The following is a 23,903-nucleotide window of genomic DNA, read 5'->3' as shown; positions in this document are numbered from 1 at the left end:
TCTGACCTCCAGCAACAACGCACGCCTGCAGAGCTTCCCAGCGTGGCGGCTCCGTCCGACACCACGCACGCGCTCACGCCACCAGAATCCCCCGCACCCAACAGAAGCAGGCGAACCATGGCCCTCCACGAATCCCGCGCCGGCCGTGCCGGCCCTTTCGCCCAGCGGCCCGCGCGCGAGCCGCGCGACGCCCTCGAATTCCTGCGCGGCTTCCTTCGCCACCCGGCACAGGTCGGCTCGGTCGTGCCGAGCTCGCACCGGCTGGAACAGCGCCTGGTTCGCAACGCGGCGCTGGCGCAAGCGCGCACGGTGGTCGAGCTGGGCCCGGGCACGGGCGGCACCACGGCCGCGTTCCTGCGCGCCATGCAGCCTTCGGCGCGGCTGCTGGCGATCGAACTCGACACGCACTTCCACGCGCTGCTGCAGACGAAACTGCACGACCCGCGACTGCTGCTCGAACAGGCCAGTGCCGAGCAGATCGAATCGCTGCTGGCCGCGCGGCGGTTGCCGGCGCCCGATGCCATCCTGTCGGGCATCCCCTTCTCCACCATGCCCGCGGACGTCTCGGATCGCATCGCCGCGGCGGTCGCGAAAGTGCTGCGGCCGGGCGGCCGCTTCGTGGCTTACCAGGTGCGGCCACACGTGGCGACCTACACCACGCCCTACCTGGGTGAACCCGCGGCGGAGTGGGAATGGGTGAATGTCCCGCCCATGCGGGTGTTCACCTGGGTCAAGCCCGCGGCGGCTTGACGGCGCGCTTGAGCGGCTGGCCGAAGAACTGCGGGTAGTAGCGCTGGGTGACGGCGCCGCTGGGGTCCCACGCGATGCAACGGCCGAGGTGATACGGCGGCTCGGTGGCCTGCGAAGGCGCCTGGCCCGCACCACGCCTTTCGCTCTCGCGCCAGGGGAAGATGGTCTGGTACGCCGCCGTCGCCATGTTGAAGAGCAGCTCGCGCAGGTGCGTGCAGCCGCGCACGCCGCCCAGCGCGGCCTCGATGGCCTGGCGCCAGCCCGGGCCCAGCCGCGCGCCCACCATCTTCTGCATCGGGTCGTTGCCCTGCTGGCATTCGCCGAAAGGCGTGCCGTCCATCGAGGTGGCGACCTCGCGGATGGTCATCGCCTCATCCACCGTCAGGCGGATGAGCATGTGGTGGATGGGACGTCCCGGCGGCATGTCGCTGCCGTCCGAGCGGACGAAGCCGTACGTCTTGGTGTCGCGCAGCTCGCCTTCGATGTCCCAAAGGCCGTCCTCGCGGAGAAAGCCGGTGTAGGTGACGGCGCGCGTATGCAGGTGCCGGCGCGGCGCCGGATCGGGCAAAGGCATGCTGCGCGCTTCCTGTCAGGCAGCCAGCCTGGCCGTGGCCTCGCGCTTGCCCATCTTGCGCAGCTGGGCGATGGCTTCCAGCTGGCGCGCGCGCGGGCGCGTCTTGCCGCTTTCCCACTTGTAGACCGACAGCGCCGACACGCCCAGGATCTTCGCGACCGAAGCGGCCGACAGGCCCAGGCGCTTGCGCTGCGCCGCCAGACCCTTGGCCGAGAAGCGCAGGTTGGGGCCTTCGTCCTCTTCGTCCTGCGCCGCCGCCGCCGCGCGGCTTGCGCCACCGCCGCCACGCGCCAGGCGCTTGAGCTGCTGCTCCAGCGTCTGCATGCGGCGCTTCAGCTGCGCGATCTGCCCGCGGTACTGCGCGACGGACTTCTTCAGCTGCTGCACTTCAGAGCGCTGCTCCTTGCGCGCGACCCGCGCGATTTCCTGTTTCAGGACGGTGCCGATATTGGGCATGGCTTTGGATACCTTGTCATGATGGCGGCCGCGGGGTTGTGGACCCCCTGCTGGCCTCCGGATGGAGCCGCCTCCCCGGGATGCCGGGCGTTGGCGGGCATCTTAGCCGCAACAGGTGAAGCAAAACTTTTCAGCGGCTGACGACAGATGCGGCCGGCCTTCATACCGGGCATCAAAGTTCCTCAACGCCACGCACGCCTCACGGCCCAGGCGACGGCCGCGGCGGCCAGCAGGATCGCCAGCACGGCCCATGCATTCGCACGCCCGAACGCGAGCAGATCTTCCCAGCGGCCACCGGCCCAGCGCACGCCGTACACCAGCAAGGGGATCTCGATGGCCGCCGCCGTGCCGTCGTACATCAGGAGCTGCCGGTACGGCACGCGAAGCGAGCCGGCGGTGAAGAGCAGCGGCGTGCGCAGCCCCGGCAGGAAGCGCACGGCGAACAGCGCGGCGGACCCCCAGCGGCCCAGGGCGCGTTCCATCGCGGCCAGCCGCCGCGGCGGCAACGCGCCGGCCACCAGCCGGTGGCGCAACAACTGCGTTCCGAAGCGCCGGCCCCACAGGAAGATCAGCGAGTCCGCGCACAGGATGCCGCACCACGCGACCGTCACCAGCAGCATCGGTTCCATCACGCCGCGCAAAGTGGCCGCGGCGGCGGCCACCAGCAGCAGGTCTTCGTTCACCGGCAGGAAGAAGCCGCTGCCCACGAGCAGCGCGAACACCAGCCCATAGGCCGGCGCGCCCTGCAGCGACTGCAAGGCGGCGAGCGCCTGTTCCATCATCGCGCTGCTCTCCTCGCCTTCCTCCCTCCCCCTCCGGGGGAGGGCCGGGGTGGGGACGCTCCGGCCTCCATCTCCCACTGCGGCCTTCTGAACGCCTCCACCAAAAAATCCACGAGCGCCCGCGTCTTCGGCAGCAAATGCTTGCGCGACGGGTACACCGCATGCACGCCCAGCTCACCCGCCTGCCACTGCGGCAACAGCTCCACCAACTTGCCATCCGCCAGGTCGGGCCCGACCAGGAAGGTCGGCTGCAGGATCACGCCCTGCCCCGCCAGCGCGGCGGCCCGGCAGGTGTCGCCGTTGTTGGTGCGCAGGACGGGCGTGGTCTTCACCGTCACCTCGCCTTCGGCCCCGCGAAAGGCCCACTCGTCGCCCGAAGCCCAGTAGCTGTACGCGATGCAGTCGTGCGCGCGCAGGTCCTGCGGCGACTTCGGCCGCCCGCGCCGCCGCAGGTACGCGGGCGACGCGCAAGCCACGATGCGCGTGCCGGCCAGGCGCCGGCTCACCAGGCTGGAGTCCTGAAGCCGCGAGATGCGCACCGCCAGGTCGTAGCCTTCCTCCACCAGGTCCACAGAGCGGTCCTGCAACGTGACTTCCAGCTGCACCTGCGGATGCAGCGCGCGGAAGCGGCCCCACAGCGGCGCCAGGTGCAGGATGCCGAAAGTCACCGGCACGTTCACCCGCAGCACGCCGCTGGGCTCGGCGCGCCGCGAGCCCACTTCCGCCTCGGCGTCGTCCATGCCCGCCAGCAGCTCGCGCACGCGCGCATGGAAAGCCTGGCCTTCGGGGGTGGCCGAAAGGCGCCGCGTGGTGCGCTGGATCAGCCGCACGCCCAGGCGCGATTCCAGCTCCGCGACGTGGCGCGACACGGCGGGACGCGACATCTGCAGCGCCTCGGCCGCGCCGGCGAAGCTGCCGGCGTCGATCACCGCGGCGAACACGCGCATCTGGTCGAAACGGTCCATCGTTCCAATTTCCGAAACAATTCATCCCGATTCTGCACCTTTATTTCCCCCTCGGCCGCTCCTACAGTGGAAGCAAGCGAGGAACCCACCATGAACCAACGCCTTCCCGTCCTGTTCGTCTCCCACGGCGCGCCCACCTTCGCGATCGAGCCGCACCTGGCCGGTCCGCTGCTCAACCAGCTGGGCCGCGAACTGCCGCGCCCCAAGGCCGTGCTCGTGCTGTCGCCGCACTGGATGACACGCGGCGTGCGCGTGGCCACGACGCCGGCGCCGGAGACCATCCACGACTTCGGCGGCTTCCCGGCCGAGCTGTACCGCATCCAGTACCCCGCGCCCGGCGCGCCGGAAGTCGCCGCGCGCGCGCTCGAACTGCTGCGCGCCGCGGGCTGGGACGCCACCGCCGACGGGCAATGGGGCATGGACCACGGCGCCTGGGTGCCGGTGCGCCACCTGTTCCCGCAGGCCGACGTGCCGGTGCTGCAGGTGTCCATGCCGCGCGACCTGGATCCCGAAGGCGCGGTGCGCCTGGGCCGCGCGCTGGCGCCGCTGGCCGAAGAAGGCGTGCTCATCGTCGGTTCCGGCAGCATCACGCACAACCTGTACGAGTTCCGCCAGGACGTCGGCGCGGCCGGCGCTTCCTACGCGGCCGAATTCGTCGACTGGGCGCGCGGCGCCGTGCGCAAGCACGACCAGCACGCGCTGGTGGACTACCTGGACCTGGCGCCGCATGCGCGGCGCGCGCATCCCACGCCGGACCACTACCTGCCCCTGCCCTTCGCGCTGGGCGCGGCCGATCCGCAAGGCGACGTCACCGTCATCGACGGCGGCATGACGTACGGCGTGCTGGCCATGGACGCCTACGTGTTCAACGCGAAGGAGGCCGCCCATGCCTGAAGCGCTGCGCGTTTCCGTTCCCGCGAGCGGTGCGCCGGACCACCTGTTCCTGCTGTTCCACGGCGTCGGCGCCGATGCCGCCGGCCTGGTGCCGCTGGGCCGCGCCATCGCGCGCGCCTTCCCGCAGGCGGCGGTGTACAGCGTGCCCGCCGCGTTCCCGTTCGACGCGGGCGGAGCCGGCCGCCAGTGGTTCTCCATCCGCGGCGTGACGGAGGAGAACCGCGCGCAGCGAGTGGCTGGCGCGTTGCCGCACTTCGCGCAGGCGGTGCGCGAACTGCAGCAGCGTCATGGCCTGGACGCGGCGCGCACCACACTGGTGGGCTTCTCCCAAGGCGCCATCGTTTCGCTCGAAGCCGCGCGCCAGGGCCAGGCGCTGGCCGACCGCGTCGCGTCCATCGCGGGCCGCTTCGCCCAGCCGCCGACGCAGCCGCTGGCGGCGCGCAGCTTCCACTTCCTGCATGGTGAGCTCGACGGTGTGATCCCGTTCGCGTTCGCCCGGCAAGCCGCGCAGGCCACCGCCGCGCTGGGCGCCGCGGCCACGCTCGACCTGTTCCCCGATGCCGGCCATGGGCTGACGCCCGCCATGGAAGAGCGGCTGCTGCAGCGGTTGAGCACGGCCGCCTGACACGCCGCCCGCCTACGAAGCTCGTCGTCGCGCGCTGGCCGCGGGCACGCCGCCGCGGCCCTACCCTGCCGCTCGCGATGAGCCTGCGGCACCCCCACCACGACCACCCCCGTATCAACTTCTGGACCGGCGTCTTCGCCGGCGCTTCCGCGCTGCTGGCCGTGGCGCTGTGGTCCGCGCGGCGGCACCGCAGCCCCAGGCTCTCGCTCGAATGCGACGCGCCCATCGAGAAGATGCTGCCGTCGCTGTCGGGCCTGACGCTGGGCACGGCGCTGCCGGGCAACTCGGTGGAAGTGCTGGAGAACGGGCGCTACTTCGACGTGCTGGCCGAGCGCATCAACCTGGCGCGCAAGACCGTGCACTTCGAGACCTTCCTGTGGAAGCCGGGCAAGGCTTCGCGCCGGCTGGTGCACGCGCTGGCGGAGCGGGCGCGCGCGGGCGTGAAGGTGCGCATCATGCTCGACGCGGTGGGCGGCCGCCGCATGCCGGACGACGAGCGCAAAGCGCTCTGCGACGCCGGCTGCCGCCTGCAGTTCTTCCACAACCGCAGCATCTACAACCTGGGCGTGCTGACCGACCGCGACCACCGCAAGATCGTGGTGATCGACGGGCGCGAAGCCCTTGCGGGCGGCCACTGCGTCACCGACGAGTGGCTGGGCGACGCGGAAGACGGCGAGCATTTCGCCGACGTCAGCCTGCTGCTGCGCGGGCCCATCGTGCACAGCCTGCAGTCGGCTTTCAGCGAGAACTGGGCCGGCGAAACCGGCGAGCTGTTCGTCGGCGAGGACGTGTTTCCCGAGCTGAAGCCCGAAGGCGACGCGGTGGTGCACGCGGCTTTCGTGAAGCCCGAGAACTCCGCGCCCGCGGTGAAAATCCTGCACCACACCGTGCTGTGCATGGCGCGCGAGCGGCTGTGGATCCAGAACCCGTATTTCCTGCCGGAGCCGGAGGCCATCGACGCGATGGGCCAGGCGGTCAAGCGCGGCGTGGACGTGCGCGTTCTGATGCCTTCCACCGGCGGGTCGGACAACCCCGTCGTGCAGCACGCCGGCCACCGCAACTTCCAGAAGCTGCTGGAATGCGGCGTGCGCCTGTTCGAGTACCCGCACACGCTGCTGCACCAGAAGGTGGTGACCATCGACGGCAAGTGGTGCGCGGTGGGCTCGACCAACTTCGACGACCGGTCTTTCGACACCAACGACGAGGTGACGCTGGGCATCCTGCACCCGCCGCTGGCGCGGCGCATGGAAGAAGTGTTCGAGCGCTACGCGAAACGCGCGAGCGAGATCGACCTGGAGCGCTGGCGCAAGCGCAGCCCGCTGCACAAGCTGCGCGACAACGCGGTGTACCTGCTGAAGGAAGTGCTCTAGGCGGGCAGCGCCACGCCGTACTTCTGCGCCCACGGCTTCAGCATCGGCAGGATGCTCTCGTGCAGCACGACCCCTTCGGCCGCCTGCTGCTTCGACAACTGAAAACCGCGCTCACCCGGCAGGCGCACCGGGCGCTTCGCATCCACCGGCTTCGAAGCGCGGCTGCGCGAAGCCACTTCGTCCATCTGCCGCGTGAAGGCCGCGCGGCCGGCGAAGCGGTCGGGGTCGATCACCTGCAGGAACACGGTGGCGCCCCAGCCTTCCTTCGGGTCGGCGCGACCGTGACCGGCCAGGCCGCCGGTCAGCGCCTCCACCAGCAGCGACAGGCCGTAGCCCTTGTGGCCGGAGTCCAGGCCGCCCAGCGGCAGGATCGTGCCCTTGGGCTCGTTGAACAGCACGGCAGGATCGTCGCTGGGCTGGCCGTGGCCGTCGATCAGCCAGGGCGCGGGCAGCTTGCCGCCCTGCGCGTGCAGGCGATTGGTCAAGCCATTGGTGGTGGTGGACGTCGAGATGTCGACCGACACCGGCAGCCCGCCCGTGGGCCAGCCCGCCGACACCGGGTTGGGCGTGAACACCGGGTCCAGCCCGCCGTAAGGCGCGACGCTGGCGCTGTTCGGGTCCGAGCAGGCCAGCAGCAGCAGCAAGCCCTCTTCCGCCGCGCGGCGGTGGTAGCTGGCCAGGCTGGCGATGTGGTGGCTGCGGCGGATGACCACCGTGCCCGTGCCCAGGCGCCGCGCGCGTTCCGAGGCTTCGGCCATCGCGCGCAGCACCAGCCACGGGCCCGGCAGGCGGCGGCCATCCCAGGTGAGCGCGGCATCCGATTCCGCCACCACCTCGGGTTCGCCTTCCTTGAGCATGGTCCCCGCTTCCAGTTCGCGCAGGTAAGGCGCGAGCAAGGCGAGGCCATGCGTGGTGTGGCCCATCAGGTCGCCCTCCACCAGCACGCCGGCCACGGCCGCGGCCTTGTCGGCGGACAGGCCGGCGGCTTCCAGCAGGTGCAGGGCGAAGCGGGTGAGCGAATCCAGGGAGTGGCGTGCGGTCATGGCGGGGCAGTCTAAGCGCCGCGCGCGGATGGGTTGGCACGTTTCCACACCGCGGGCCCCCAAGCGGCGCGCGCTGCGGTAGAACAGCTGGGCCATGCGCCTGAACATGACCTGCCTCCTCCGCCCGCTCGCGCTCGCCGCCGCTCTCGCCGCCCTCCCCGCCTTCGCCCAGGACACGTCCAGCCGCCCGCTGTGGGAAGTCGGCGCCGTCGGGCTGTACGTGGGCCAGCAGGCCTACCCGGGATCCGCCCGGCAGGTGAACCGCGGCATCGTGCTGCCCTGGCTGCTGTACCGCGGGCGCTACCTGCGCGCCGACAACGAAGGCGTGGGCGTGCGCGCGGTGCACACGCCGCGGTACGAGTTCGACGTCAGCGCGGCCGCCGCCTTCGGCTCCAACGCCAGCGACGATCCCGTGCGGCGCGGCATGCCCAACCTGGGCACGCTGGTGGAGTTCGGGCCGCGGCTGAAGGTCAACCTGGGCGGCAACGCTCAGATGGGCCGCTGGCGGCTGGACCTGCCGGTGCGCGGCGTGTTCGACCTGAGCCACCAGCTGACCTACCGCGGCGCGGTGTTCCAGCCCGGCGTGAGCTGGTCCCAACGCCTGCCCGGCGCCTGGACGGCCCGCGCGGGCGCCAGCGTGCTGTTGGCGGACGAGCGCCTGGCGCGCACTTTCTATGAAGTGGCGCCTGTCTATGCGACCGCAGGGCGGCCCGCCTACCAGGCGCGCAGCGGCCTGCTGGCCACACGTCTGTCGGCTTCGCTGTCGAAAGACGTTGCGCGCGACTGGACCGTGTTCGGCTTCGCGCGGCTGGACAGCGTGGCCGGCGCGGCCAACCGCGCCAGCCCGCTGGTGCGCCAGGTCACCGGCCACACCGTGGGGATCGGCGTGTCCTGGACCTGGATGCGCTCGCCGGAACCCGCTTCCGACTAGCCGCGCAGCAACACCGCGCCCGCGGGCACGCGGTTCTGCAGGTCGTCGCAGGCGCCCGACGGGGCCTGGTTGGCCGGCGCGACACCCGGTACCCAGATGCGGCAGCTGCCGGGCGCGGGGTACTGGCCCGGCGGCACGTCGATGGTGACGGCGGCGGGCGCGCCCATCACGACGGGCGGCGCGGGCGTGGCCTGCACCACCGGCGGCGGCGTGGTCACCACTACCGGGCGCGGATTGACCGTGCAGGCGGCCAGCGCGGCCAGCGGCAGCGCGGCAAGGACGAGGCGAACGGATGGCATGGATCTTTCTCCCGGCATGTGGATGACATGGATGTTGGAAGAAGCTTTCACGCGCATGTCGCACGAATGCGATGCAATTGCATCCGTCGGATACACCGGCGGCGCTGCTGGGCACGTCCCCGGCATGTGACGGCTGAGTTACGGTTGTTGCACGCCGCCGCTTGATCGGATGGCCGCTTGCGCCGAATCTGAGCAGCAACTCAGGACATGGGGGACCAAGCGATGGACACGGAATCACGCGAAGGCAGGTTGCCGCGCAACGTGATGCTGCGCCTGCTGGAAAACCTGCGCCGCCGCAGCGGCCGGCGCGAACTGCCGCCGCCGGGCCAGCGCAGCGGCGAAGGCGCCGGCAGCCTGGAGCCTTACCTGGAGCACAACCGCCGCACGCGGCCCGCCCCGCTGGAGTGATTCAGCGCAGCACGGCGCGGCCGGCGAGAGCCACGGCCCCGTCGCCGGCCGCCGCCACGCGCGTGAGCTGGACGATGGCCGCGCCGGGCCTCAGGGCCCGCACCGAGCCTTCCTGGGCCGCCGGGTCCAGCACCACCGCGCGCTTCACCTGCGCCCCGCTGTCGTCGCCGGTGGGCCGTTCGTATTCCAGCTGGACCAGCACCACCGCGTGCCCCGGCACCACCAGCACCAGCGGCCGCTCGCCGTCCAGGTCCTGCAGCACGTCGGGACTGGTCAGCCCGCCCTGCGCAGGCTGGCTGACCGTGCGCGCCGTGAGCGTCACCGCCCGGCCCGCCGGGTCGTTCCAGGTGCGGTTGATCAGGCCGGGAATGGCCGAGACCGGCAGCGCCATGTCCACCGCCGCGCCCCAGTACTGGCGCACCACCTGCTCCTGCGCCACCGCCACGCCGTAGGCGCGCAGCAACATGCTGACCACCGCGGCCCAGCACCACTGGCTGGCCTTCTGCGCCTGCGCGATGGCGCGGATGGCGTCGGGCCGCAGCCCCGACACGCAGCGCTCCACGCCCGCGCCGATCGGCTCGCACCGCGTGGCCGCGGCTGCCGGCGCCGCGGCCATCGCCGCCGCCAGGCCCAGCGCCGCCGCCAGGCCCCTGGTTTTCCACCGCATCGAAACCTCCTCCGATTGCTCTCGGAGGTCTCTTCGGCGGGCCCGAAAACGGGCGCAGAGGCGAATTGCCTAGGGAACATGCCTCTTTTCGCAAGACCGCATGGCTCAAGTCCTGCGTTGCGCGGCCGATAACGCGCGCGCCGCCGGGAGTGCCGGCGGCGCGAATCTTTCGGCGTCATCCCGCGTAGGCGGGGATGACGGGAAGGGGGCTAGTGCTTGTGCGAGCCGTGCGCGGCAGGCGCCGGCTTGGCCGCATCCACCGGCGCGGCATTCGCCTGCGCCACCGCGATGTCGCCGCGCATGCCCGCCTCGAAGTGGCCCGGGATCAGGCAGGCGAATTCCAGCGGCCCGGCGTCGCGGAAGGTGACGACCAGCTCGCCGGTGGCGCCCGGCGCCAACCGGATGGCCGCGCCGCCGCCATGCGCGTGGGCTTCGCCTTCGCGCATGGCCTGCGCGTGCACCTTCAGCTCGGCCGGCGTGCCGATCACCAGCTCGTGGTCGACCTGGCCGCGATTGGTCAGCGAGATCCGCACGGTCTCCCCCGCTGCCACATGCAGCGAGGCGGGCGAGAAGCGCATGTCGTCGCCCATGGCGACAGCCACGGACCGGTTCACCACCTGCGCGGCCGCGACGCCGGAGGTCGCCGCCCCGTGATCGTCGCCATGCGCGTGTGTGCCCAGCCATTCGGGGTTCGCGCGCAGCAGCTGCAGCGCCGCCAGGCTGCCGGCGACGACCACCACGCCGCCAAGCGCCGCGTACCGCGTCACCTGCTTCGTCCACGCCGGGAATTCCAGCGCGACGAACGCGGCGACCGACACGGCGAAGCCCAGCGGCACCACCCAGGCGCTGCGCGCGGGCGAATCGGGGAAATGTTGCAGCCCGCCGGTGAAGAAGCCCAGGCCCACCGACAGCAGCGCGCTCCACAGCAGCTTGCGCCAGGTGGCGGCGCGGTCGTCGCCGTGCTCCAGCCGGAAAGCCGCCGCGAACAGCACGATGCCCACGGCCGCCGTCGCGAACGACCGCGTGCCGCTGAAGAAGCCGTGGTTGACGGCGCCGGAGATGAAGCTGATGCCCGAATAGCGCAGCAGCATGGTGGCGTGCGCGCGGGTGAAGGATGTCTGCATGGGGGTGTCCCTGGAAGAATGGCGCGACTGTGGACCTTGCCCCCATGGCAAGGTCAAGCGCCGCCCGCCGCGATGCGCGGAAATCGCGCCCTTTGCCGCCGCTTCCCGGCGCTTCGCGGGCCGCCGCCGCGTGGGAGCATGGCCGCCAACCTCCCTCCATTGCGTGCGTCCCATGGCACTGGCACAACTTGGCCGACTCCTGCGCCTCGCCCTCGGCGACGAGCCCACCCCGCCCCCGCTCACCCGCGAGGAGCCGACCGCTTCGCGCCTGTTGCCCGAAGGGCCGAACTCGCCCGCGGTCAGCGTCACCCCGGAAGAACGCGGCCGCTACCTGGCCTGGTTGCTGGGCGTGGACGGCCTGCCCGATCGCCCCGCGGGACCCGAATCCGCCCGCCTGCTGCGCGCGGCCGATGCCGAGATCAACGGCAAGGGTTCCAGCACCCGCCTGCTTCGCCGCAGCCCCAGCGTGCTGCCGCGCCTGATCCGCATCCTGCGCACCGAGACCTACACCCGCACCGAGCTGGCCCACCAGATCGAGCAGGACGTGGTGCTGGCCGCCGAAGTGCTGCGCATGGCGCGCTCGGCGATGTTCGCGCACTACGGCGCCACGTCACCCAGCGTGCAGCAGGCCGTGGCCGTGCTGGGCAGCGTGGGCGTGGAACAGGTGATCGCGCGCGTGCTGGTGCGGCCGCTGTTCCAGTCCGACTCGCGCAGCCTGCAGGCGCGCGCCGCCGCGCGCATGTGGGAAGACTCCGAGCGCTGCGCGACGCTGTGCGCCCTGCTGGCGCACCGCCACGAGCAGGACACCTTCGACGCCTACGTCGCCGGCCTGCTGATGAACAGCGGCTGGAACGCGATGCTGCGCACCTTCGAACTGCATGGCGCCGAAGCCGCGCTGACGCCGGCCGTGCTGGCCGACCCCGTCACGCAGGACGCGTTGTCCCAGCGCCGCGACCGCCTGCTGGCACGCCTGATCCCCGCGTGGGACCTGAGCATGCGGCTGAACGCGATGGGCCGCTCGCTCGGCGTCGCCGGCGGCCCGCCCTCGCCCCTGCGCGAACTGGTCGCGCAGGCCGAGCAGCGCGTGATGCGCCGCCGCGTCGACGAACTGGCCGAAGCCGACGCCGCGCCGCAGCCCAAGGCCGCGTGACCGCTTCTAGTGCGCGGCCTGCAGCTGCCGCGCGAACAGCGCCAGCATCGCCTGGTTGAACTGCGGGATGTCGTCCGGCTGCCGGCTGGACACCCAGTTGCCGTCGCGCACCACCGCCTGGTCGCTCCACTGCGCGCCCGCGTTGCGCAGGTCGTCCTGCAGCGTGTGGTAGCTGGTCATCTTGCGGCCCTTCACCAGCCCCGCCGACACCAGCAGCCACGGCGCGTGGCAGATGACGGCGAACGGCTTGCCGTCCTGCTGCAGCGCCTGCACGAACTTCTGCGCCTTGGGGTTCGCGCGCAGCGTGTCGGCGTTCATCACGCCGCCGGGCAGCAGCACGGCGTCGAACTGCGAAGGGTCGGCCTGGTCGAGCGTCATGTCGACGTCCACCTTGTCGCCGGGCTTGTCGTGCTGGAAGCCCTGCACCTGCCCGGCCTTGGCCGAGATGACGGTCGTCTTCGCGCCCGCCGCGTCCAGCGCCTTGCGCGGCTCGGTGAGCTCGGCCTGCTCGAAGCCGTCGAGCGCGAGGATGGCGACCTTCAGGCCGCCGAGGTCTTGTTGCTGTGCCATGGAGAGACTCCTTCTTTTCCGTCGAAGCCACCATGGTCGCGTTCGGCCCGCGTGCGCGCTGTCGGTGCGCCCTGCCGCTTGCCGTAGGAATCGCCGGGCGGGCCGCAGCCGCCGCGTCAGAACTTGGTGTAGCCGCCGTCGATCAGGAACTGCTCGCCCGTGGCATACGACGAAGCCTCGCTGGCCAGGTACACCGCGATGCCGCCGAAGTCGTCGATCGAGCCCCAGCGCCGTGCCGGGATGCGGGGCAGCACCGCATCGGCGAACTTCGAATTGCCGACCGAACGCTCGGTCATGTCGGTGACGATCCAGCCCGGCAGGATGGAGTTGACCCGGATCTTGTGCCGTGCCAGTTCCACCGCCAGCGCGCGCACGTACGCCGTGACCGCTCCCTTGGAAGCACCGTAGTGGCTGTTGCGCGCCGCGCCCTCCACCGCCGCCGTGCTGGCCGTGGCGACCAGCGAGCCGCCCTGCCCGTGCGACATCATGTGGCGCGCCGCCGCGCGGAAAGTAAGGAACACGCCTTCCACGTTCACGCGCTGCACGCGGCGGAATTCCTCCAGCGTCATGTCCACCAGCATCGTGCCTTTGCTGGACACGCCCGCGTTGGCGAAGCACGCGTCGATGCGGCCGCCCAGTGCTTTGACCGAAGCGTCGAAGCTGGCCTCCACCTGTCCTTCGTCGCCGACGTCGCAGACGAAGGAGTGGATCCGGGCCTTGTCGCCGCATTCGTCCGCCAGTTGTTCATGGGCGGTTTTCGTTTTCACGGGATTGGAGCCCCAGATGGCGACGGCGGCGCCCGAGGCGAGGAGTGCACGAGCCATGCCCAAGCCGATGCCGCCGTTGCCCCCGGTGACGATGGCTGTGCGGTTGGTGAGGTCGAAGGGTTGGTACATGGGGGTGCTCCTGGTTGGCGTGATTTTGGCGCGATCGAAGGCAGCGCCCTCGCGCCAGGCGGTGCCCGGCCTGGGCTCATTCTCCGGCGATGCTTGAGCGCTGACGCGCTCAAACACTTCGCGGTGGCTTCGGAAATCACCCAGGCCGGGCACCGCCAGGCGCGCGGAACCAGTGCGCGGGTTCCAATGGCGTCATTCCCGCGAAGGCGGGAATCCATGGCTCCCGCATTCAACGGCCGTAGTGGAAGCGATGGATTCCCGCCTTCGCGGGAATGACGCCGTTGAGGGGCTGTGCGCTGCAGGTGGAATGCCTTCGAATCCGCACGCTGGTCCCAGCGCGGCGGGTGGCGCCTGGCGCGCGCAGCCTCCTCGCCTCACATCACGGAAGCTCAAGCCCCCAAGGTGAACTCGAAGCGGCACCCTTCTCCAGGAGAACTATGCGCCGAGATGCGACCACCGTGCCTCTCCACCAACCGCCGAACCGTCGCCAACCCAATGCCCGTCCCGGGAAACTCGTTGTCCGCATGAAACCGCTGGAACGGCACGAACAGCCGCTCCGACGCTTCCCCATCGAACCCCACCCCGTTGTCGGCAATCTCGAACGTGAAGGGCGACTCTCCCGTCACCCGCCGGAACGCGATCTTCGCCGGCCGGCGCGGCGCCGTGAACTTCCACGCGTTGCGCAGCAGATTCCCCAGCATCACGTCCAGCAGCGCCGCATCCCCCTGCACCCGCAGACCCGGCTCGATCGCCACCTGGCAATCGCGCAGCGGCTCGGCATCGGCCAGGTCGCGGCAGATGCGCGTGGCGATGGCCGACAGGTCCACCAGCTCCGTGCGCATCGGCGCGAAGGACAGCTTGGCCAGCGCCAGCGACGACTCGACCATCACGCCCATGGTCGCGATGTTGGCGCGGATGCGCTGCAGGTAGTGGCGCGGCTTCTCGCGCTTCTCGTCCTCCAGCAGCGCCGCCAGCGCCTGCGCATAGCCGTCGACGCGGCCCAGCGGCGAACGCAGGTCGTGCGACACCGAAAAGGCGAAAGCCTCCAGGTCGCGGTTGGCGATCGACAGCGCCTGCGTGCGCCTGGCCACGCGCTGCTCCAGCGTCGCATTCAGCTGCTCCACCGCCTGCCGCGCCGCGCGCTCGCGGTCCAGCAGCCCGAGCCGCTCCTGCGCCAGTTGCCGCGCCTCGCCCAGCAGCCGCGCGTTGTCCAGCGCGACGGCGGCGCCCGCGGCCAGGCCCGAAGCCAGGCGCTGCGCGCGCTCGCCGAACATGCCGGCGCGGCTGTGGCCCAGCATCAGCGCGCCGGCCACCGAGCCATCGCGCGCGATCACCGGCACCGCCAGGTAGCTGCGCATCACGGGATGCGGCGCGGCTTCCTGCGCCGCGCTGCGCGCCATCAGGTCCGCGATGCGGATGGTGCGGCGCCGCTCCAGCGTGGCGCGGAACAGGCGCGTGGGCGGGATGCGCGCGTCCATGCGCAGGTGCGGCAGCGGCGGACCCGCATAGGCCAGCACGCGCGCCGAATCCGTTTCCAGCTCGAAGTACGCCGCGTATTCGGCGCCGCCCACCTGCAGGCATGCGGCGGCGATGGACTGCAGCAGCCGCTGCGGGTCCAGCTCGCGCACCACCTGCAGCTTGGTGCGGTTCACCAGCTCCAGCGCGCGTGCTTCCTCGCGCAGCTCGCTCTCCGCGCGGTGCTGCTGCGTGACGTCCAGGAACGTCCAGACCCGGCCCGCCGCCTCGCCGCGCAGGCGCTGCGGCCGCGAGCGCTGCTCGATCACGCGGCCGTCGGCCAGGTGCAGGCAGGCATCGGCGCCGTCGACGCAGGACAAAAGCTGCGAGGCATCGCCGGCCAGCAGCGGCGCCAGTTCGGCGAGCAGCGCGCCGCGCTCCAGGCCGGTGGCGGGCAGCGTCAGCGCCCACAGGGCTTCGAAGCGGCGGTTGGCCATCGTGACCCGGCCGTCCTCGTCGGTGACCAGGATGCCTTCGCGGGTCGCTTCCAGCGTGGCCTGCAGCGTCGCGACGGTGGCTTCCAGCTCGCGCGTGCGCGCCTGCAGCTCGCCGGACGTGGCCAGCTGGGCCTGCAGCGCGGCAACGGCGCGGGAGGCGTCGTCCTGCCCGCGGGGTGACAGCAACGGGTCCAGGGCCGGAGGCAAGGCCGTGGTGTGGGGGATGGCGTTCAAGTCGAAAAGCGCGCGGCGGCGGTCGGGCTGCTCCCTGGCGGCCCCGGCGCGGTCTTAGGGTCGCGCTCGCTCGGGCCCCATTCGTATTGGGCCCGAATCCGCGGCGCCGCCCTTAGGCAAATGGCTTACATGCGGGGCTTGCGCGCGTCAGGGCGCCGTCAGTGCTGTTTCAAGCCGTGAGCACGATCCTGCGGCAGCCCGCGCAGCGCGGGTGTTTTGCAGGCCACGTGCGGCGCTGGCTGCGCAACCTTCACACGCGAGTCACAGTCGCGTTCCACCATGGCGGCCTGATGTTCGCCACCGTCACTTCGTTCGTGCTTCCGCTGCGCTTCCTGGCGTCCCGCTTCGTCACCGGCGAAGCGGCCTGTGCGGGCGCCCCGGAGCGGCACGACTACCGCGTGCTGGCCGGCGGCCTGGGCCGGCTGCTTTCGCGCTGCACGCCGCGCGGCATCGAGAGGCAGTTCCCCGCTTCGGGCCAGGCGCTGGCGCTGCTGCGGCGCCAGCTGCGCTGGGGCGGCGACGCCGCCGTGCCGCCGCACCTGCTGATCGAGCTGGCGCACGAGATCGCGCTGCACGCCGACACCGCCACGCGCGCGGCCGCGCGGCGCTGCCTGCAACGCGCCACCGCGGCCTGAGCATGCCGTCCGCCGAAGCGGCGCCGGGCCCGATCACGGTGCCCGCATGGGACGTATCCATGTCGGTCGGCCATGCGCTGCTGGACAAGCACCACATCCTGCTGCTGGAGCTGGCGCGCGCGCTGGTCAACGACCTGCCGGGGATGGACGCCGGCACGCTGCGCCTGGCGGCCAGCGACCTGCTGGAGCTGGCCGAGCGCCACTGCGCGGCCGAAGAGCACCTGCTGACGCTGAACGGCTACGAATGGGTGGAGCAGCACCGCGAGGAACACCGCGCGGGGCTGGATCGCTTGCGGCGGCTGGCTTCGGGCGAGCCGGCGATGGTACGGAAGAGATTTCCGCCCGCATTGGTGGATTGGCTGCAGGCGCACCTGGCCGACATGGACCTGCCGGCGGCGGAGTGGTTCTCGCATCCGGCGGAGGCGCGCGTGCCGGATCCGCTGGACCGCGCCTGAAACCCCGTCACCAGAACACCTGCGCCTTCCCCATCTTCCTCAACGCCTTCTGGCATGCCTTCGCCTCGCCCTTCTGCCTTCCCGCCAGCCAATCCACGCCGAACTGCGCGTCCGGGTCGGCGTGCGCCAGCTCGCCGTACAGCTGCCACGCCATGACCTCGTCGTTGTAATCACCCAGGGCCTCCTGCGCGGGCCTGATCGCTTCCAGGTACTTCGCCACCGCCTTCTGCGGGAACAGCGGGCCCGCGAACTCGGCCAGGTAGCGCAGGCGCTTCAGCCGCTTGCGCACGCGGTGCTGCCGCTCGGGCGACAGCCTGGTGTACCGCTCGCCGTCGCGCGCCACCTGCCGCTGCAGCTTCGACAACAGCGCCCGCAGCGTCCGCTTCAGCCGGTCGCCGTCTTCGGTGCGCACCGATTCCGTCCGCTGCAGCAGCGCCAGCAGCGTGTCCTGGAAGGCATCGCCGCGCACGGCGGCGCCCAGGTCTTCGCTCTCATGGAAGCCGGGCGGCATCCGCAGCGCCGGACCGCCCGCGGCTTCCACCAGCGGCTGGATGGTGTGCAGCACGTGCGTGCGGTCGCGCCGCTCGCCCAAGGCGCGGAACACCGCCGCCAGCGCCGCCTCCGCGCGTTCGCGGTCCGCGGCCAGCCACGGCAGTTCGCGCAGCGCGCTGCGCAGGCGGCGCAGGCCCACGCGCAGCTGGTGCACGTGCTCGTCCGACTGGCTGCCCGCCGCCACCTCGCCCGCGTTCGCCAGCACCTGCTCGAGCGACGAAGCCAGCACGGCCGAGGTGAACTCGCCGATCGAGCACCCGTCCGGCAGCACCGGTAGCTGGGCGTGCGCCGGCGGCGCGTACAGCTCACCCGCCGCCAGGCGCCTCCCGCGTTCGGCCTTGCTCGCCACGGCCAGCCACAAACCGTGCTTCTCGCGCCAGCGCCGCGCCAGCTGCAGCAGGTCGCCGAAACCGCCTTCCACCAGTTCCAGCTCCAGCTCGCGGATGGGCCGCGTGCGGCCCGCCGCGCTGATGCGGCCATCGTCCAGCGCCAGTTCGACCAGCGAATCGCCGAAGCGCATCCGCCGCACGTGCCGCGTGACGCTCACCTCGAACAGCGGCAGCACGGCCGCGGGGGCATCGCCCACGGCGCGGCGCAGCGCTTCGCGCACGCGCGGCTCCCGGTGGCGCGCCAGGTCGGGCGAAGGAACGGCGTCGCCGGACGAAGGCACCGGCACGTTGTCCTCCAGCCGCTCGAACGGCCCCGACCCGCGCGCCTTCAGCGTCTGCACCCAGTCCGCGCCCTCGCGCCGCAGGCGCAGCGCGATGCCCGCACGCGCCAGCGCGCCGTCGGCGGTGTCCAGGTACACCGCGCGCAGCGGCACCTGTTCCAGCTCGGCGCCACGCATCGCGCGCGCCACACCTTCCCACGCGCCGTCGGGCACTTCCAGTTTCAGCTCGCGTTCCAGCCCCGCGGCCGGCGAGGCCTCGGGTGCCGCGGGCAGCAGGCGCACGGGCCGGCTCGCGCCTCGGTGCACGCGGCGGCGGCGTCGCTTCAGGTCGTCGTTCTTCATGGAGGTCCAGCCTTGTCCAGCCCGGCAGTGGCGCCTGTCGGCCTTCCATGTTGCCGCACGTGGCCGCACGCTGTCATGGCTTCGTCACACGCCCCGCTTGACCCAACGCAACAATCGGATCTTTCCCCGACGGAACATGCCGCCATGAAGCGCGAAGACGAAGACACCCGCCTGCACCTGGACCTGCTCGACGCCGACGACGAGGAGTACGAGCTGGAATACGAGGACCGCGCCTTCGACGCCGAGGGCCGCGAGATCGCGCTGGACGCGCAGCAGAAGTCCGGCCGCCAGCTGTACTTCCGCGAGCTGTTCCGCCTGCAGCGCGAGCTGGTGAACCTGCAGGACTGGGTGGTGGCCACCGGGCACAAGCTGGTGATCCTGTTCGAGGGCCGCGACGCCGCCGGCAAGGGCGGCGTGATCAAGCGCATCACGCAGCGCCTGAACCCGCGCGTGGCGCGCGTGGCCGCCCTGCCCGCGCCCAACGACCGCGAGCGCACGCAGTGGTACTTCCAGCGCTACGTCGCGCACCTGCCGGCCGCGGGCGAGATCGTGCTGTTCGACCGCAGCTGGTACAACCGCGCCGGCGTCGAGCGCGTGATGGGCTTCTGCACCGACGAGCAGTACGAGGAGTTCTTCCGCAGCGTGCCCGAGTTCGAGCGCATGCTGGCGCGTTCCGGCATCCAGCTGGTGAAGTACTGGTTCTCCATCAGCGACGAGGAGCAGCACCTGCGCTTCCTCTCGCGCATCCACGACCCGCTGAAGCAGTGGAAGCTGAGCCCCATGGACCTGGAGTCGCGCCGCCGCTGGGAGGCGTACACGCGGGCCAAGGAAGTGATGCTGGAGCGCACCCACACGGCCGAGGCGCCCTGGTGGGTGGTGCAGGCCGACGACAAGAAGCGCGCGCGCCTGAACTGCATCCACCACCTGCTGTCGCTGGTGCCTTACCGGCCGGTGCCGCACACCGAGGTGGTGCTGCCGCAGCGCGAGCGGCACGAGGACTACCTGCGCCGCCCGGTGCCGACGGACCTCATCGTCCCGGCCGCCTACTGAGCGCCGGGCACCGCCCCCCATAATCGTGCCGTTACCACAAGCAGCAACGGCCGGCATGGGAACACTTGTCGCGCAAGGTGAGCCGGAGGCTGGACGCCCCCGCTGGGCAGCAGCGCGCCTGGCGCCGGAGGCCGCATGACGCCGCCGGCCGGCGAAACGGCGGCTCATCCGGGGCCGGCTTCCGAAGGCGTCACGCTGCTGATCGTGGACGACAACGAGGATGCGGTGTGGGGCTTGCGCACGCTGCTGGAGCTGGCCGGCCACACCGTGCTGGCCGCCGGCACCGGCGAACGCGGGTTCGCCGCCGCGCAGGCGCACCGGCCGGCCATCGCGCTGCTGGACATCGGGCTGCCGGACATGAGCGGGCTGGAGCTCGCGCGCCGCATCCGCGCCACCGGCTGGGGCCACGAACTGGCGCTGGTGGCGCTCTCCGGCCTGGGCCAGGAAGACGACGTGCGGCAATCGAAGGCGGCGGGTTTCGATGCCCACCTCACCAAGCCCGCTGAAATAGCGCAGCTGCGCGCGCTGGTGGCCGAACTGGCCGGACGCAAGGCGAAGCCCTAGGCGGGCTCGGCTTCCGGCACCGGCTGCGCCGCGGACGCTTCGACGGTGACCTTCATCTGCGTCACCTCCAGCGGCGCGTAGCTGGACAGGAAGGCCACGTCGGTGGCGTCGCGGCCGTACGCCACCACGATGCGGCCGCCGCGCGGCTTGTCCTGCGTGGGGTCGAAGGTGTACCAGCGGTCGCCGACGAACACCTCGTACCAGGCGTGCATGTCCATCGGATCCAGCCTGTACAGGTAGCCGACCACGAACCGCGCCGGCAGGTGCAGCGCGCGGCTGAGGGCCACGCCCACGTGCGCGAAGTCGCGGCAGACACCCGCGCCGTCTGCCAGCGTCTGGCGCGCGCAGGTGGAAGCGTCGCTGACGCCGTAGCGGTACTCCAGCTTCCCGTGGATCCACTGGCAGATGCGTGCCGCCTGCGCGTAGCCGGGCGCGCAGCCCTTCACGATCTCGCGGGCCTGGTCTTCCATCGAGTCGCTGGGGCAGTAGCGGCTCTGCAGCATGTACATGAGCGCGTCGTCGGGCAGTCGGTCCACCGGCGTGAAGGACGCGTGCACGTCGACGGCGGCCTGCTCGGCCACTTCCGCTTCGGACGTGACCAGGATGCGCATCTCGCCGCGCGGCACGACGAAGCGCTGGCACAGGTTGCCGTAGGTGTCGACGTATTCGCGCGCGGGCACCCAGGGCGCCAGTTCGTAGCGCTGGCCCAGCACCCATTGGGCCGGGCCGCCGCGCGGCCGCAGCATGGCCACCACGGGCGTGTCCTGTTCGCAGGCCACGCGGACGTCGGAAACGGCGGTCAGCAGCATCCATCGAGGCTAAGGCTGGAGGGCGAACTCAGCTGTCGGACGGCATGCCTGCGCACTGGCGGCGGACGCCGCTGCCGCGCGGCGCGCACGCAACCCATCCGCAGCGCGAAGGCACACGAAATGCCGCGTGCTGCCTATAGTCGCGCCTACCTCGCCCGTCACCCGAAAGGAGCCCGCCATGTCCTGGTCCCCATTCATCCGCTGCGCCTGCTGGAGCCTGGCCGCCGCCCTCGCGTTGCAAGCCGCGCCCGCGCGCGCCGCGATGATCGGCGCCGAAGCCGCGGCCGCCGCCACCGAGAACGCGCCGACGCCGGCCGGGCAGGAGCGCGAGAAGGTGCGCCGCTTCCTGGAAAGCACCGCGCTGCAGGAGCGGCTGCGCTCGCTGGGCGTGGACGGCCTGAACGCCGCCGCCCGCGTCGACGCGATGTCGCAGGACGAAGTGCACGCGCTGGCCGAGCGCATCGACGCCCTGCCCGCCGGCGGCGCGCTCAGCGACCGCGACTGGATCCTGGTGCTGCTGGTGGCGCTGCTGGTGATCGTGGCGCTGTAGGGCGTGGATGCCGGGCCGAGCCCGGCATGACAACAACTGCTGTCATCCCGGCGAACGCCGGGATCCACCTCACGGCCGCCAGGCCCGCGCGGCTTTCACTTCGCGCGCCGCGAGTCGATCCACAGCGCCGCCACGCCGGCGCTGAGCACCGCCAGCACCGCGCTGGTGGCCATGATCCAGCGATACCCCGCGACGAACGATTCGTGCACCGCGGCGCGGGCCTTCTCCGCGCCGGCGGGGACCTCGATGGCCGCCAGCCGGTCGCGCTGCTGCCAGACGGCGTCGGCCAGTTCGCGCGGCAATGAATCCAGGGCCGCATGCAGGCGCGGTTCGAAGACCGCGGCCATCAGCGCGCCGAACACCGCGATGGCCAGCACGCCGGCAACGCGCGACACCGCGTTGTTCACGCCCGAGGCGACGCCGCTGCTCTCCTGCCCCACCGAGTTCATCACCGTCGTCGTGAGCGGCGCGATGGCGATGGTCATGCCCAGCCCCAGCACCGCCACGCCGGGCAGGAAGCCGGTCCAGTAGCTGGCGCCGGTGCCGGGCAGCGCCAGCAGCGCGAAGCCCGCGGCGGCGATGAGCGGCCCCACGATCAGCGGTCCGCGCGCACCGTGCCGGTCCACCAGCCCGCCGGCCCAGCGCGACAGCGTGAACATCATCAGCACGAAAGGCAGCAGTGCCGCGCCGGCCGCGGTGGCGCCCAGGCCCTGCACCTGGATCAGGTTGAGCGGCAGGAAGAACAGCCCACCGCCCAGGCCCGCGTACAGCAGCAGCGTGAGCAGGTTGGCGCCGGCGAAGTTGCGGTTGCGCAGCAGGTGCAGCGGCAGCATGGGCGCGGCGTTGCGCTGCTCCACCACGATGAACGCGGCGATGCCGGCGACGCCGGTGGCCGCAGCGGCGAGCACCGCGGGCGAATGCCAGCTGCGCGTGGGCGCTTCGACGAAGCAGAACACGATGCCGGCCAGGCCCGCGGTGGCCAGCAGCGCGCCGGCGACATCCAGCCGCGCTTCGGCGCCGCGCGGGCGCGTTTCCGGAATGTGCCGCCAGGCGATGGCCAGCACCACGGCGGCCAGCGGCAGGTTGATGGCGAAGGCCCAAGCCCACGACAGGTGTTCCACCAGCCAGCCGCCCACCAGCGGCCCCACCGCCGACGTGATGCCGCTGAAGCCCGCCCAGGTGCCGAACGCGCGGCCGCGTTCATCTTCGGGGAAGGCGGCGCTGATGAGCGCCAGGCTGCCTGGCACGAGCAGCGCGCCGCCGATGCCTTGCACGGCGCGCGCGGCGAGGAGCTGGTGGACGGTCTGCGACAGCGCACAGCCGAGCGACGCGAAGGCAAAGATCGCGACGCCCAGCATGAACACCTTGCGGCGGCCGAGCCGGTCGCCCAGCGCGCCACCTACGAGCAGCAGCGCGGCGAGGAGCAATGCATACGACTCGACAACCCACTGGGCCTGGTAGACCGACGCGTGCAGTTCATGCTGGATGGCCGGCAGCGCGACGTTGACGACGGTGCCGTCGACGAACGCCAGGCTGGAGCCGAGGATGGACGCGACGAGGATCCAGCGCTTCTGCTGCGCGGTGCAGTGGAGGGCTGGTTCCGGCATGGTCAACCGTCATCCTCGCGGAGCAAACAGCGTCATCCCCGCGGAGGCGGGAATCCATGGCTTCCAGGGCTTCCGTGAAAGCGGGCGCCATGGATTCCCGCCTTCGCGGACAGGTGCGGGACCAGCTTCAACGAGCGTCATTTCACCTTCACCCCCACCAGCTCCTCGGGCAGCGGCGGGAACCGCAGCCCCAGCGACTCCATCGCCTTCTTCAGCACCGTCGCGATCATCAGGTTGCGGTGCGTCTTGGAATCCGCCGGCACGATGACCCATGGTGCCCACGGCGTACCTGTCGCGCGGATGGCGCGTTCGTAGATCGCCTGGTACGCGTCCCATTTCTCGCGCGCCTGCAGGTCCGCCGGGTCGAACTTCCAGTACTTCTCGGGGTCGTCCAGCCGCTGCTGCAGGCGCTTGCCCTGCTCCTTCTTCGAGATGTGCAGCATGAACTTGAGGATGACCGTGCCGGTCTGCGACAGCATGCGCTCGAAGTCGTTGATCTGTGCCAGGCGCTCGTCCACGGCTTCATCGTCGAGCGTGCCCGCGACCACCGGCACCAGCACGTCTTCGTAATGGCTGCGGTTGAACAGCACCAGCTCGCCCGCGGCGGGCACGGCCTGGTGGATGCGCCAGAGGAAGTCGTGCGCGCGCTCCGCTTCGGTGGGCGCTTTCCAGCCGGCGGTGCGCACGCCCAGCGGGGTCATGCGCCCGAACACGTGGCGCAGCGTGCCGTCCTTGCCGCTGGTGTCCACGCCCTGCAGCACGACCAGCAGCTTGAAGCGCTTGTCGGCCCAGAAGCGGTTCTGCAGCACGTCCAGGTCCAGGGCGAGCTGGTCGACGATCACGCGGTCGTCGGTCTTGCCGCCCGATGAGCACGGCTTGTCTGCGGGATCAATGGCCGCGAGCTTGAAGTTCTTGTCGCCGGGTTGGGAGACGGTGAATTTCGAGACGGACTTGGGCAGGGTCGGCGCGGGCATGGGGA

27 protein-coding genes are annotated in these 23,903 nt (G+C 71.5%); 12 read left to right on the top strand and 15 right to left on the bottom strand.

Going from position 1 to position 23,903, the window contains the following annotated elements; genetic code table 11:
• Positions 1 to 117 precede the first annotated feature (117 nt).
• Complete coding sequence (locus tag EZ216_RS01975) at positions 118 to 750, top strand: class I SAM-dependent methyltransferase (protein WP_135247896.1); 633 nt, start codon at positions 118 to 120, stop codon at positions 748 to 750.
• Here EZ216_RS01975 and EZ216_RS01970 read toward each other — a convergent pair.
• From EZ216_RS01970 to EZ216_RS01955, 4 genes are all read right to left on the bottom strand, one after another.
• Positions 731 to 1,324 carry a DUF2889 domain-containing protein gene (locus tag EZ216_RS01970; RefSeq protein WP_135247895.1) on the bottom strand — a complete coding sequence of 198 codons (594 nt, stop codon included), beginning with the start codon at positions 1,322 to 1,324 and terminating at the stop codon, positions 731 to 733. The genes EZ216_RS01975 and EZ216_RS01970 overlap by 20 nt on opposite strands.
• Before the next feature lie 15 nt (positions 1,325 to 1,339).
• Positions 1,340 to 1,780, bottom strand: a complete 441-nt coding sequence (locus EZ216_RS01965; RefSeq protein WP_135247894.1) for a helix-turn-helix domain-containing protein — start codon at positions 1,778 to 1,780, stop codon at positions 1,340 to 1,342.
• A gap of 182 nt (positions 1,781 to 1,962) precedes the next feature.
• Positions 1,963 to 2,559, bottom strand: coding sequence for a DedA family protein (locus EZ216_RS01960; protein ID WP_167772805.1), 597 nt, complete (start codon positions 2,557 to 2,559; stop codon positions 1,963 to 1,965).
• Positions 2,559 to 3,527 carry a LysR family transcriptional regulator gene (locus EZ216_RS01955; protein ID WP_135247892.1) on the bottom strand — a complete coding sequence of 323 codons (969 nt, stop codon included), beginning with the start codon at positions 3,525 to 3,527 and terminating at the stop codon, positions 2,559 to 2,561. The genes EZ216_RS01960 and EZ216_RS01955 overlap by 1 nt, the downstream gene beginning before the upstream one ends.
• Before the next feature lie 90 nt (positions 3,528 to 3,617).
• On the opposite strand from EZ216_RS01955, the gene EZ216_RS01950 reads away from it, so the two are divergent.
• The 3 genes from EZ216_RS01950 to EZ216_RS01940 all read left to right on the top strand — a co-directional run bounded on the left by EZ216_RS01950 (position 3,618) and on the right by EZ216_RS01940 (position 6,416).
• Positions 3,618 to 4,421: a DODA-type extradiol aromatic ring-opening family dioxygenase gene (locus EZ216_RS01950; protein WP_135247891.1), complete on the top strand. Its 804-nt coding sequence runs from the start codon at positions 3,618 to 3,620 to the stop codon at positions 4,419 to 4,421.
• A complete protein-coding gene (gene ypfH / locus EZ216_RS01945; protein ID WP_135247890.1) occupies positions 4,414 to 5,046 on the top strand; it encodes an esterase in 633 nt (210 codons plus the stop codon). The genes EZ216_RS01950 and ypfH overlap by 8 nt, the downstream gene beginning before the upstream one ends.
• Before the next feature lie 77 nt (positions 5,047 to 5,123).
• Positions 5,124 to 6,416, top strand: a complete 1,293-nt coding sequence (locus tag EZ216_RS01940; protein ID WP_135247889.1) for a phospholipase D-like domain-containing protein — start codon at positions 5,124 to 5,126, stop codon at positions 6,414 to 6,416.
• Here EZ216_RS01940 and EZ216_RS01935 read toward each other — a convergent pair.
• The gene (locus EZ216_RS01935; RefSeq protein ID WP_135247888.1) at positions 6,413 to 7,459 is read right to left on the bottom strand and encodes an Ldh family oxidoreductase; all 1,047 of its coding nucleotides are present in this window, start codon (positions 7,457 to 7,459) and stop codon (positions 6,413 to 6,415) included. The genes EZ216_RS01940 and EZ216_RS01935 overlap by 4 nt on opposite strands.
• Before the next feature lie 106 nt (positions 7,460 to 7,565).
• Between EZ216_RS01935 and EZ216_RS01930 the strand changes: the two genes are divergently transcribed.
• Positions 7,566 to 8,390: a MipA/OmpV family protein gene (locus EZ216_RS01930; RefSeq protein WP_167772804.1), complete on the top strand. Its 825-nt coding sequence runs from the start codon at positions 7,566 to 7,568 to the stop codon at positions 8,388 to 8,390.
• Here the strand turns inward: EZ216_RS01930 and EZ216_RS01925 are convergent.
• The gene (locus EZ216_RS01925; RefSeq protein WP_135247886.1) at positions 8,387 to 8,689 is read right to left on the bottom strand and encodes a hypothetical protein; all 303 of its coding nucleotides are present in this window, start codon (positions 8,687 to 8,689) and stop codon (positions 8,387 to 8,389) included. The genes EZ216_RS01930 and EZ216_RS01925 overlap by 4 nt on opposite strands.
• Positions 8,690 to 8,911: 222 nt before the next feature.
• Between EZ216_RS01925 and EZ216_RS01920 the strand changes: the two genes are divergently transcribed.
• Entirely contained in the window at positions 8,912 to 9,097 is a 186-nt protein-coding gene (locus EZ216_RS01920; RefSeq protein WP_135247885.1) for a hypothetical protein, read from the top strand.
• Between the two features lies 1 nt (position 9,098).
• On the opposite strand, the gene EZ216_RS01915 is transcribed toward EZ216_RS01920, so the two are convergent.
• Both EZ216_RS01915 and EZ216_RS01910 read right to left on the bottom strand, forming a co-directional pair.
• Positions 9,099 to 9,764 carry a papain-like cysteine protease family protein gene (locus tag EZ216_RS01915; protein WP_135247884.1) on the bottom strand — a complete coding sequence of 222 codons (666 nt, stop codon included), beginning with the start codon at positions 9,762 to 9,764 and terminating at the stop codon, positions 9,099 to 9,101.
• A 209-nt stretch (positions 9,765 to 9,973) separates the two neighbouring features.
• Complete coding sequence (locus EZ216_RS01910; RefSeq protein WP_167772803.1) at positions 9,974 to 10,888, bottom strand: cupredoxin domain-containing protein; 915 nt, start codon at positions 10,886 to 10,888, stop codon at positions 9,974 to 9,976.
• A gap of 172 nt (positions 10,889 to 11,060) precedes the next feature.
• On the opposite strand from EZ216_RS01910, the gene EZ216_RS01905 reads away from it, so the two are divergent.
• Positions 11,061 to 12,038, top strand: coding sequence for an HDOD domain-containing protein (locus EZ216_RS01905; RefSeq protein ID WP_167772802.1), 978 nt, complete (start codon positions 11,061 to 11,063; stop codon positions 12,036 to 12,038).
• A 6-nt stretch (positions 12,039 to 12,044) separates the two neighbouring features.
• On the opposite strand, the gene EZ216_RS01900 is transcribed toward EZ216_RS01905, so the two are convergent.
• From EZ216_RS01900 to EZ216_RS01890, 3 genes are all read right to left on the bottom strand, one after another.
• The gene (locus EZ216_RS01900; RefSeq protein ID WP_135247881.1) at positions 12,045 to 12,608 is read right to left on the bottom strand and encodes a type 1 glutamine amidotransferase domain-containing protein; all 564 of its coding nucleotides are present in this window, start codon (positions 12,606 to 12,608) and stop codon (positions 12,045 to 12,047) included.
• A gap of 116 nt (positions 12,609 to 12,724) precedes the next feature.
• On the bottom strand, positions 12,725 to 13,504 hold the full coding sequence (locus tag EZ216_RS01895; RefSeq protein ID WP_135247880.1) for an SDR family NAD(P)-dependent oxidoreductase: 780 nt from the start codon (positions 13,502 to 13,504) through the stop codon (positions 12,725 to 12,727).
• Between the two features lie 389 nt (positions 13,505 to 13,893).
• The gene (locus EZ216_RS01890; protein WP_135247879.1) at positions 13,894 to 15,690 is read right to left on the bottom strand and encodes an ATP-binding protein; all 1,797 of its coding nucleotides are present in this window, start codon (positions 15,688 to 15,690) and stop codon (positions 13,894 to 13,896) included.
• Between the two features lie 176 nt (positions 15,691 to 15,866).
• On the opposite strand from EZ216_RS01890, the gene EZ216_RS01885 reads away from it, so the two are divergent.
• Both EZ216_RS01885 and EZ216_RS01880 read left to right on the top strand, forming a co-directional pair.
• A complete protein-coding gene (locus EZ216_RS01885; RefSeq protein ID WP_135247878.1) occupies positions 15,867 to 16,325 on the top strand; it encodes a hypothetical protein in 459 nt (152 codons plus the stop codon).
• A 2-nt stretch (positions 16,326 to 16,327) separates the two neighbouring features.
• On the top strand, positions 16,328 to 16,780 hold the full coding sequence (locus EZ216_RS01880; RefSeq protein ID WP_135247877.1) for a bacteriohemerythrin: 453 nt from the start codon (positions 16,328 to 16,330) through the stop codon (positions 16,778 to 16,780).
• 7 nt (positions 16,781 to 16,787) lie between these two features.
• On the opposite strand, the gene EZ216_RS01875 is transcribed toward EZ216_RS01880, so the two are convergent.
• Positions 16,788 to 18,344: a CYTH and CHAD domain-containing protein gene (locus tag EZ216_RS01875; RefSeq protein ID WP_135247876.1), complete on the bottom strand. Its 1,557-nt coding sequence runs from the start codon at positions 18,342 to 18,344 to the stop codon at positions 16,788 to 16,790.
• A gap of 144 nt (positions 18,345 to 18,488) precedes the next feature.
• On the opposite strand from EZ216_RS01875, the gene ppk2 reads away from it, so the two are divergent.
• Positions 18,489 to 19,394, top strand: coding sequence for a polyphosphate kinase 2 (ppk2, locus tag EZ216_RS01870; protein ID WP_135247875.1), 906 nt, complete (start codon positions 18,489 to 18,491; stop codon positions 19,392 to 19,394).
• 135 nt (positions 19,395 to 19,529) lie between these two features.
• Positions 19,530 to 19,958 carry a response regulator gene (locus EZ216_RS01865; RefSeq protein WP_135247874.1) on the top strand — a complete coding sequence of 143 codons (429 nt, stop codon included), beginning with the start codon at positions 19,530 to 19,532 and terminating at the stop codon, positions 19,956 to 19,958.
• Here EZ216_RS01865 and EZ216_RS01860 read toward each other — a convergent pair.
• Complete coding sequence (locus EZ216_RS01860) at positions 19,955 to 20,767, bottom strand: transglutaminase-like domain-containing protein (protein WP_135247873.1); 813 nt, start codon at positions 20,765 to 20,767, stop codon at positions 19,955 to 19,957. The two genes, EZ216_RS01865 and EZ216_RS01860, sit on opposite strands and share 4 nt — an antisense overlap.
• Positions 20,768 to 20,945: 178 nt before the next feature.
• Here EZ216_RS01860 and EZ216_RS01855 point away from each other — a divergent pair, with 178 nt between their 5' ends.
• Positions 20,946 to 21,317 (top strand): PA2779 family protein, encoded by a 372-nt coding sequence (locus tag EZ216_RS01855; protein WP_135247872.1) that lies wholly within the window; start codon positions 20,946 to 20,948, stop codon positions 21,315 to 21,317.
• 95 nt (positions 21,318 to 21,412) lie between these two features.
• Here the strand turns inward: EZ216_RS01855 and EZ216_RS01850 are convergent, their stop codons facing one another.
• Complete coding sequence (locus tag EZ216_RS01850) at positions 21,413 to 22,924, bottom strand: MFS transporter (protein WP_135247871.1); 1,512 nt, start codon at positions 22,922 to 22,924, stop codon at positions 21,413 to 21,415.
• Between the two features lie 137 nt (positions 22,925 to 23,061).
• Positions 23,062 to 23,898, bottom strand: coding sequence for a PPK2 family polyphosphate kinase (locus EZ216_RS01845; RefSeq protein WP_135247870.1), 837 nt, complete (start codon positions 23,896 to 23,898; stop codon positions 23,062 to 23,064).
• Between the last annotated feature and the right edge of the window lie 5 nt (positions 23,899 to 23,903).

The organism is Ramlibacter humi, assembly GCF_004681975.1.
GTDB lineage: Bacteria > Pseudomonadota > Gammaproteobacteria > Burkholderiales > Burkholderiaceae_C > Ramlibacter > Ramlibacter humi.
The sequence above is the reverse complement of the archived record's forward strand: the minus strand, read 5'-3'. Positions and strand labels throughout refer to the sequence as shown.